Below are 1,185 nucleotides of genomic sequence, written 5' to 3'. Positions count from 1 at the left end.
GTCGTGAAATTACTCGACGATAGAAGCGACGATGCCGGCGCCGACGGTACGGCCGCCTTCGCGGATAGCGAAGCGCAGCTTTTCTTCCATCGCGATCGGAACGATCAGCTCGACTTCAACAGTGACGTTGTCGCCAGGCATAACCATTTCCGTGCCTTCTGGAAGCGAAACGATACCGGTAACGTCAGTCGTACGGAAGTAGAACTGCGGACGGTAGTTCGTGAAGAACGGCGTATGACGGCCGCCTTCTTCCTTCGTCAGGATGTAGGCTTCTGCCATGAACTTCTTGTGCGGCTTCACCGAACCCGGCTTGCACAGGATCTGGCCACGCTCAACGCCGTCACGGGTAACGCCGCGAACCAGAGCACCGATGTTGTCGCCAGCCTGGCCCTGGTCGAGCAGCTTGCGGAACATTTCAACGCCGGTAACCGTCGTCTTCGACGTCGGACGAATGCCGACGATTTCGACTTCTTCACCAACCTTGACGATACCGCGCTCAACGCGACCCGTCACAACCGTACCACGGCCAGAGATCGAGAACACGTCTTCGATCGGCATCAGGAACGGCTGGTCGATCGGACGCTCAGGCGTCGGGATGTAGGCGTCAACAGCAGCCATCAGCTCGCGGATTGCGTCTTCACCGATCTTCTTGTCGGAATCTTCAAGAGCAGCAAGTGCCGAACCCTTGACGATCGGGATATCGTCGCCCGGGAAGTCGTAGGACGACAGAAGTTCGCGAACTTCCAGTTCGACGAGCTCGAGAAGCTCGGCGTCGTCAACCTGGTCAACCTTGTTGAGGAACACGACGATCGCCGGAACGCCAACCTGGCGAGCAAGCAGGATGTGCTCGCGCGTCTGCGGCATCGGGCCGTCAGCTGCAGAGCAAACCAGGATCGCGCCGTCCATCTGGGCAGCACCGGTGATCATGTTCTTCACGTAGTCGGCGTGGCCGGGGCAGTCGACGTGTGCGTAGTGACGGTTCGGCGTTTCGTATTCGACGTGCGCCGTCGAGATCGTGATGCCGCGAGCCTTTTCTTCAGGAGCAGCGTCGATCTGGTCGTACGCCTTGAACTCGCCGAAATACTTCGTGATCGCAGCAGTCAACGACGTCTTGCCGTGGTCGACGTGACCGATCGTGCCAATGTTGACGTGCGGCTTATTGCGCTCAAACTTGCTCTTTGCCAT

Annotated in this window: 1 protein-coding gene; it reads right to left on the bottom strand. The window is 58.6% G+C overall.

Annotated elements, in window-relative coordinates; translation table 11 throughout:
* Positions 1-9: 9 nt before the first annotated feature.
* Positions 10-1,185: elongation factor Tu (gene tuf / locus T18_RS26200; RefSeq protein ID WP_013636434.1), on the bottom strand; the 1,176-nt coding region annotated here is incomplete at its 5' end.

Source organism: Rhizobium sp. TBD182 (genome assembly GCF_001950375.1).
GTDB lineage: Bacteria > Pseudomonadota > Alphaproteobacteria > Rhizobiales > Rhizobiaceae > Agrobacterium > Agrobacterium tumefaciens.
Note: the sequence above shows the minus strand (reverse complement) of the source record. Positions and strands in the feature narration are given on the sequence as shown.